At 74.3% G+C, this 499-nt stretch carries 1 pseudogene; it reads right to left on the reverse strand.

What is annotated here, in order from left to right:
* Positions 1 to 499: pseudogene (locus tag VR45_RS23425) on the reverse strand (sugar ABC transporter ATP-binding protein); the annotation flags it as partial.

Below are 499 nucleotides of genomic sequence, written 5' to 3' on the forward strand. Positions count from 1 at the left end.
GACCGGGAGGTCCCCGGCGAGCGCGAGGGCGAGTTCCGAGCGCCCGGCGCCGATGAGTCCGGCCAGGCCGACGACCTCGCCGGCCCGCACGGTCAGGTCGACGTCGCGGACGTGGTCGGTGGTGAGGCCCCGGGCCTCCAGGACGACCCGGTCGGTGGCGACGTCGGCGCGGGTGAACACGGCGGACAGGTCGCGGCCGACCATCTGCCGGACGAGTTCGGCCTCGCCGGTGTCGCGGGCGTCCTGGACGCCGACCAGCGCGCCGTCCCGCAGCACGGCGATCCGGTCGGCGAGCCGGAAGATCTCCTGCATCCGGTGCGAGACGTAGACGACCGCGATGCCCTGCGCGCGGAGCCGCCCGATCAGCGCGAACAGAGCGTCCACCTCCTGCTCGGACAGCGAGGAGGTGGGCTCGTCGAAGGCGATCAGCTTGGCCTCGCCGGTGAGCGCGCGCAGGATCTCGACCAACTGCCGCTGGGCGGCGGTGAGTCGGGACCCG

The organism is Streptomyces sp. NRRL S-495, from assembly GCF_000966955.1.
In the GTDB taxonomy this organism is placed as follows: domain Bacteria; phylum Actinomycetota; class Actinomycetes; order Streptomycetales; family Streptomycetaceae; genus Kitasatospora; species Kitasatospora purpeofusca.